The sequence below is a fragment of the bacterium endosymbiont of Bathymodiolus sp. 5 South genome (assembly GCF_900128535.1).
GTDB lineage: Bacteria > Pseudomonadota > Gammaproteobacteria > PS1 > Pseudothioglobaceae > Thiodubiliella.
On sequence record NZ_FQTR01000098.1, the window covers coordinates 1 to 7,001 of the forward strand.

At 37.4% G+C, this 7,001-nt stretch carries 8 protein-coding genes and 1 pseudogene; 2 read left to right on the forward strand and 7 right to left on the reverse strand.

Annotated features, from left to right (window positions below):
- Positions 1-133: 133 nt before the first annotated feature.
- The 4 genes from BBROOKSOX_RS08135 to BBROOKSOX_RS08150 all read right to left on the reverse strand — a co-directional run bounded on the left by BBROOKSOX_RS08135 (position 134) and on the right by BBROOKSOX_RS08150 (position 3,356).
- Positions 134-283: a hypothetical protein gene (locus tag BBROOKSOX_RS08135; protein ID WP_218973714.1), complete on the reverse strand. Its 150-nt coding sequence runs from the start codon at positions 281-283 to the stop codon at positions 134-136.
- Positions 284-643: 360 nt separating this feature from the next.
- Positions 644-1,579 carry a methionyl-tRNA formyltransferase gene (gene fmt / locus BBROOKSOX_RS08140; RefSeq protein WP_139660839.1) on the reverse strand — a complete coding sequence of 312 codons (936 nt, stop codon included), beginning with the start codon at positions 1,577-1,579 and terminating at the stop codon, positions 644-646.
- A gap of 1 nt (position 1,580) precedes the next feature.
- Positions 1,581-2,966 (reverse strand): argininosuccinate lyase, encoded by a 1,386-nt coding sequence (gene argH / locus BBROOKSOX_RS08145; protein WP_139660842.1) that lies wholly within the window; start codon positions 2,964-2,966, stop codon positions 1,581-1,583.
- 3 nt (positions 2,967-2,969) lie between these two features.
- Positions 2,970-3,356: a thioredoxin family protein gene (locus BBROOKSOX_RS08150; RefSeq protein WP_139660845.1), complete on the reverse strand. Its 387-nt coding sequence runs from the start codon at positions 3,354-3,356 to the stop codon at positions 2,970-2,972.
- A 46-nt stretch (positions 3,357-3,402) separates the two neighbouring features.
- Between BBROOKSOX_RS08150 and hemC the strand changes: the two genes are divergently transcribed.
- Together hemC and BBROOKSOX_RS08160 are read left to right on the forward strand one after the other, a co-directional pair.
- A complete protein-coding gene (gene hemC / locus BBROOKSOX_RS08155; protein WP_139660848.1) occupies positions 3,403-4,314 on the forward strand; it encodes a hydroxymethylbilane synthase in 912 nt (303 codons plus the stop codon).
- A gap of 40 nt (positions 4,315-4,354) precedes the next feature.
- Complete coding sequence (locus tag BBROOKSOX_RS08160; RefSeq protein ID WP_139660850.1) at positions 4,355-4,987, forward strand: hypothetical protein; 633 nt, start codon at positions 4,355-4,357, stop codon at positions 4,985-4,987.
- 19 nt (positions 4,988-5,006) lie between these two features.
- Here BBROOKSOX_RS08160 and BBROOKSOX_RS08165 read toward each other — a convergent pair whose 3' ends face one another.
- From BBROOKSOX_RS08165 to BBROOKSOX_RS08175, 3 genes and pseudogenes are all read right to left on the reverse strand, one after another.
- Positions 5,007-5,486: an efflux RND transporter periplasmic adaptor subunit gene (locus BBROOKSOX_RS08165; RefSeq protein WP_139660853.1), complete on the reverse strand. Its 480-nt coding sequence runs from the start codon at positions 5,484-5,486 to the stop codon at positions 5,007-5,009.
- Positions 5,476-6,729, reverse strand: a complete 1,254-nt coding sequence (locus BBROOKSOX_RS08170; protein WP_139660855.1) for a TolC family protein — start codon at positions 6,727-6,729, stop codon at positions 5,476-5,478. The genes BBROOKSOX_RS08165 and BBROOKSOX_RS08170 overlap by 11 nt, the downstream gene beginning before the upstream one ends.
- Before the next feature lie 6 nt (positions 6,730-6,735).
- Positions 6,736-7,001: pseudogene (locus BBROOKSOX_RS08175) on the reverse strand (thioredoxin); the annotation flags it as partial.

A 7,001-nucleotide genomic window follows, 5' to 3' on the forward strand; every position in this document is an offset into this window, starting at 1 on the left:
ATATCATCCACGGTAAACGACCCGTCTTGAATGGCTTTGTTAAAATTAAATGTAATTTTGTTAGCGCCACTGCCCATACCGCCACTGCCTGTAATCGTTATGGTTGGCACAAATGCTATTGTTCTTGTAGTAGTCATGATTCGCTTTCCGTTGTTGTTTTGTAGATGCCTAGTCCCTGATAATAATACATCAAATTTTGTAAATCAAAGCAAAAATCACAAAAAAAATCAATAGAGGCCTTTGCATAAATAGGGATGATTAGCAAAATCCAATTTTTGCCCAATTGGTGATTTCTTTAAACCTTGTCCTAGCAGGGCTAAGGCTGGGTTTAAAAAATCGCCAAGTGGGTGGAAAGTGGGTTTCTGATGATTATTCCTATTTATGTAAAGGTCTCCAATAATTTTTAACAAAATAAATCCATCAAAATCCCACTACAAAAGAATTTAAGACTAAATGCAACTATGTATTTGGTTTTATGGCTAATTCCATGAATGATGTTTTGCATATGCGACAAACAGGCAGAAAAAGATTGGTACTATCATCGGGTTTTTTTAAGGTGTTCTTGGGTAGAAAAAGGAGTGTCAATTAAACTGTTTAAAACCTTAAAGTATAGACAAGGCAAGGTTTGTGCGCTTAAGTGGTATTACAATCCTAGTTTATGTAATTGATAAGCATTGTTAAAGTCTTTAATGTGTGCGATTTTTTTGCCTGATAATTGCACTTGCTCTAAACTTAATATGCCATTACCTGTTGCGATGTAACAAGCGCCTTTGGTAGAAGGTTGAATGACTTCCCCTGGTTTTTCATGAGATGTTTTTTCCACAATATTGGCAGATAGAATGCGTAATACTTTGGATTCAAATTTATCACTTGTGGCATTGCTTTGCGCAATAGGGTAGGGGTTAAATGCCCTAATCTGACGGTTGATTTTATCAGCAGATTGACGCCAATCAATCCACGCTTCGTCTTTTTTAAGTTTTTTAGCGTAAGTTACCCCTTCTTCATTTTGTTTTGTAGAGGATAAATTGTCAAAGTTTTCTAATGCTTCAATGATAGCTTTAGCCCCCAGTGTGGCGAGTTTGTCATGTAAGGTTTGCGCGGTGTCAGTCGTAGTAATATCACAGGTTTTTTCTAATAAAATATTGCCTGTGTCCAGTCCTTCATCCATTTGCATGATGCACACACCCGTGGTTTTATCACCTGCTAGAATAGCGCGTTGAATAGGTGCAGCGCCTCGCCAGCGTGGTAATAGTGAGGCGTGAATATTAAGGCATCCGTACTTAGGGGTATCTAAGACGAGTTTTGGTAATAGTTGACCATAAGCCACTACCACCATAACATCAGCATTGAGTGCAAATAAGGTTTTTTGAGCATTATCATCTTTTAGGCTTTCTGGTTGAAAGACTGAAAGGTTGTGCTTTAAGGCTTGTTCTTTAACAGCACAGACCGTTAATATACGACCGCGACCTTTGGGACGATCAGGTTGGCAATAGACGCCAACAATATTGTGTCCAGCGTCAATAAGTGCCGTTAAAACACCAACTGAAAATTCAGGTGTGCCTGCAAAAACAATTCTCATTCTATGTTAGGTTATTGCGAGCAGTTTTGATAGCCTGTTTGACTTGATTTGGTGCAGTACCACCAAGATGGTCACGCGCACACAGTGAGCCTTCTAACGACAGTACATCAAACACATCATTTTCAATCCGAGCATCAAATTTTTGCAACTCTTCTAAGTTTAACTCGCTTAAATCTTTTTGTATCTTTAGTCCATAAGCAACCGATAAACCCACTACTTCGTGTGCATCGCGAAATGGCAAACCTTTTTTCACCAAATAATCTGCCAAATCCGTGGCAGTCGTATAGCCTTTCTTAGTAGAGTTATACATATTGTCACGCTTTGCTTGAATGGTTGGCACCATATCGGCGAATACGCGTAAGCAAGCTTTAAGGGTGTCAACCGTATCAAATAGGGGTTCTTTGTCTTCTTGATTATCCTTATTGTAGGCGAGTGGTTGTGCCTTCATAATGGTAAGCATGGCCGTTAAATTACCATACACACGGCCTGTTTTACCCCGCACTAACTCTGGCACATCGGGATTTTTCTTTTGTGGCATAATAGATGAGCCCGTACAAAAGCTATCTGGCAATTCAATAAAGTCAAATTGTGCACTTGACCAAAGAATTAATTCTTCAGAAAAACGCGATAAATGCATCATAATAATGCTGGCTGCTGATAAAAACTCTATGGCAAAATCACGGTCACTAACGCCATCAAGCGAGTTGTTGCAAATGCACTCAAAACCTAGCAATTCAGCAGTGCGGGCGCGTTCAATTGGGTAAGTCGTGCCTGCTAATGCGGCGCTACCAAGTGGCATTGAATTGAGTCGTTTGCGACAATCGATTAGACGCTCAGCATCACGAGAGAGCATCTCAAAATACGCCATCATATGATGACCAAAACTCACAGGTTGAGCGGCTTGTAGATGAGTAAATCCTGGCAATATGGTGCTTGCTTCTTGTTCGGCTAAATTAAGTAATGCTACTTGCAAACGCTTGATTTCATCATTAATTTTGTCAAGTTGCTCACGCAAATACAGACGAATATCAGTTGCCACTTGGTCGTTACGCGAGCGTCCTGTGTGTAGTTTTTTGCCCGCATCACCAATCATCGCTACTAGGCGCGCTTCAATATTCATATGCACATCTTCTAAATCAAGCGACCAATCAAATTTGTCTTTTTCAATTTCAGTAAGAATCGTATTTAGACCATCAATAATTTGTGATTTTTCATCCTCAGTCAATAACCCAACTTCTTGCAACATTGTGGCGTGTGCAATTGAGCCTTGAATGTCATAAGGGGCGAGAATTTTATCGAAAAATACCGAAGCGCCAAAAATTTTAACAAATTCATCGGTTGGTTGGTTGAAGCGTCCGCCCCAAGATTGGTTGGTTTTATTCATAATGTTTTAGCCGTGTTTTTCCAATTTATTATCTAAATCTGTCCAATAAGTATCTTCACTGGCAACGCCAACAATCTTTTCTAACAACACACCTTGTGCATTAAATAACAACAAAGTTGGATAGAAATCTATATCGTACCTATCTGCAAAGTCGTTATTCTCAATTTTCGCGCCCTTAAAATCCACCATGCTAAGCCCTGCGTGTATCTGTATTTGAGCAATAATGAGTTTATCGGTATATTCTTTGAGCTCAATCATTGGGTCTATCACTTCGCTGATAACAAAATGACACCAAGAGCAATCTTCTAGATGCATCAACAGCAAAATATTTTTATTGTCCTTTTTTGCCTGTTGTTTTGTTTGAAAAAGGTTTTTTGCCGTTAGAGTCCTCATGGTTTTTTGTTAAAATACATATCTACTACGATTTTAAATCAATTTAATGCAACAAACAATCAAAATTGCAACACGCAAAAGTCCTCTAGCACTTTGGCAAGCAGAGCATGTGAAGGCACAGCTAGAAAAATACCATACCCATCTAAGTGTTGAGTTGGTCAAAATGACCACCAAAGGCGACCAGATTTTAAATTCCCCCTTGTCTAAAATTGGCGGGAAAGGTTTATTTATTAAGGAATTAGAAGTCGGTATGCTAGAAGGAAAAGCAGATATTGCGGTGCACTCAATGAAAGATGTGCCGTATGAAATCCCAAAAGATTTTGAATTAGGTGCGATACTTAAGCGAGAAAATCCATTCGATGCTTTTGTGTCTAATAATTTTGAGAGCATTAATGATTTACCACAAGGGGCAAAAGTAGGCACTTGTTCAATGCGTCGTATTGTGCAACTTAAAGCCATTCGTCCAGATTTAGAAATACTAGATTTGCGTGGTAATGTTAATACTCGATTACAAAAACTAGACAAGGGTGAATTTGACGGTATTATTTTAGCGTGTGCAGGACTTATTCGTCTTGGATTTGAAGATAGAATTAAGCAACAAATACCTGCTGAACAATCATTGCCTGCCGTTGGGCAAGGTGCAGTCGGTATTGAAATTCGAGAAAATGACCCAATGATACTAGATTTAATTAAACCACTCATTGACAAACAAACTACTTATAGAGTGAGCGCTGAGCGTGCTATGAATGCACGCTTAGAAGGGGGTTGTTCTGTGCCCATTGCAGGATATTCAACGATTGATGGTGCGCAAATTACACTAACAGGTTTGGTGGGTAATGTAGATTCTGGTGTGATTTTAAAGCATCAAGTATCGGGTAGTGTTGATGCTGCTGAAGCATTAGGCGTGCAGTTGGCAGACACACTAATTGAGATGGGTGCACGAGAAATTCTAAAATGAATTAAAATAAGCGATTTTATTTAAAACAAGGTAGCCAAATATGTTTAGATTCATCGAAAAAAGTTTTCTTAAAATTACACAAATTTTAGGCTTATTGTTTGCGACTATCATATTGGTTATGGCAGTTATTATGAGTTACAACAAGGTCGATGTCAAGACTGATGATAAAATTGATACCCCAGTGGTGAAATTTGCTGATTATCAAAAATTCATACGCAATCAAGAAGCAAAGATTGGTAAAAACTTAGATAATAATCAGCGTTTTGACAAGACTTTTAATGCCTATATTGATGATATTGTTAGCGCATTAAGTGGTTTGTCTGATAAGGTTATTGACAAAACTGATCTTAAGCAAAAAGTTAAAATATCAAGCAAAGTTAAATTAAACCAACAGCCACAATCGGTGTCTGTGGCTTATGTCAAGTCTTTAGCAAAATTAACCAATCAAGTTGCAATCGTAGATGCTAAAGTTAATATGGATGAGCTTATTAAATGGCATGACCAGTCCTTTTTCCAACAAATCAAAGAAAAAGATAAGAGAAATTTTCTACAAATAGGTCCGTTGAGAATAGAAAAATCTGCTTATTCTATGATGTGGGAAGCGCTAGCAATATTTATGTTGTTGGTGATTATGTTGGCTGTCTTGCGTATTGAGCAAAATACTAGAAAATAAAGCCACACTATCGCCAGACTTATTCAATAATCATTAATACTTTAGGCGCATTTATATTGACCACATTTCTTTGATTTGGCAAGTGTTTAACAACGCCAGAGATCGGTGAGGTAATAGTGTATTTTTCTAATTCAATTTGCGCGATTTTAACCTTAAGATTATGTGCGTCTAATTCCCGCTTTGTCGCATCAAACGCTAATTGCGCGATTTCTAAATCTCGATGAGAATTCACCAAACGCTCATACAGCTCTTTGGTTTGTTGAAGTTCTAACTTTTTGTCATCAAAATCTTGTTGTTTGATGCTTTGCAAAGTTCTTAAATATTGCAGTTCAAGTTTGGACTGTCTGTCGTCAAGTCTTACAATAACATCACCTTTTTCCACTTGGGTTTTGACCGGTTTTATTTCTATAATTGTACCTGATACTTGTGGATAGATTTCTAATCCCAAAGTAGATAATGGCAACAATATTGCTAGCCAAACTAATGATTTAAAGCGCATAGTCTTCTCCTGCTAATTGTTGTAATTGTGTATAAACAATCACAAAGTCAAATTCATTTTTTGTTAATTTCCATTCAGTGTCAGTTAGATTGCCCATCGCATTGCCAATATCACTTTTAATTTCCATTTCGTAATTGGCACGAGCAAGCTCAAGATACAGGTCTCGATAGTCAAGTTCGGTTGTTAGTGCTTGGTGGCGCTGTTTGAGTGTTTTTAACTTAAGCCACAACGATAAGGCTTGTTGGTTTAGCGCTTGAGCGCGTTGTTCAATGCGTAATTGTTGTTGTTTGATTTTTACTAAAAGCTCAGAGGTTTTTTTCTTCTGACGCCGGCTTTGACCAAAAGGCATAACAAAGTTGAAGCCAGCACGCCAATTGCCATTTTTACTACTATCGTAAGATTGCCCTCCCAGTCTAATGTTTGAACTAATGACAATTTCTTTGTTGTTTTTTTCTAGATTTCTTTGCTGTTTTAAATTAGCAAGCATACGCTTTAGCTCGCCCAATTCTAGGTTACTCAATTGTATTTTTTTTTGCCAAATTTCAAATTCATCTAATTCTTTTTTGAAAAAATGGGTTAAATCAGGTTTAACCAAATCATCAGGTCTATTTTCATAAGTCATATTAAGCAGTTGAGCAAGTTTAGCACGCGTGGTGATTTGCGCTGCTTCGGCCTCAATACGCTTAACAACATCGAATTGTGTTAGTGTTTGTTTTTCCAATAATTCTACTTCAGAGGCATCTTGTACATCAAAATTATCTTGAATGCGATTTGCACGAATGGCAGAAATTGCTAAGCGTTCTAATACGGTTTCATGACGCATATCAGCCAATATAACATTAAAAAAAGCTTGCATCACTTGCGTGGTTTTATCAATTTTAAATTGTTGTAATGCAAATTCTGTGTTTTTGACATTGCTTTTGGCGGCGTTTTGATTAATTTCTACATTTTGGTCGTATAGTACTTTGTTGATTTTAATAAAGGCATGAGAGTAATCAGTATGGCCTAATTTTTCATTATCACGCCTAGCTAACTGTAAATCTAAGTCAACTGTTGTTTTATAACCGTCTTGGTAAGATTCTAATTCAATTTTATCAAGCGCTATATTGATAGAGAGTTGCTGTTGTTCAAGATTTTGTGTTGTTGCCAATTCTAGTGTACGCTTCAATGTTAGTGGATTTGGCAATTCCAGTGCTTGTGTGGAAAATGATAAAAACAGCCAAATAATGAGTAAAGACTTCATCTTGCATTACTTGTGTTTGCGTTTATAGCGTATGAAGGGCTCTTTTTTGTAGGACTTATCAACAAAATAATTTGCCAGCAGTAAAAAGTCTTTCTTGTTGGCAAAACCTGTGTGGCGTACGACTCGTTTACCATTTAAATCAAAGAAAGCCAGCACAGGTGTAGCACCAACTAAGTTATGGCGTTGAGCGAAGATTTTTTCTTGTAGGGTATTGCCGTCAAAATCTGTCAAATTCACACTAGATTCTACATCAACTTCAAAATTTAAAAAGT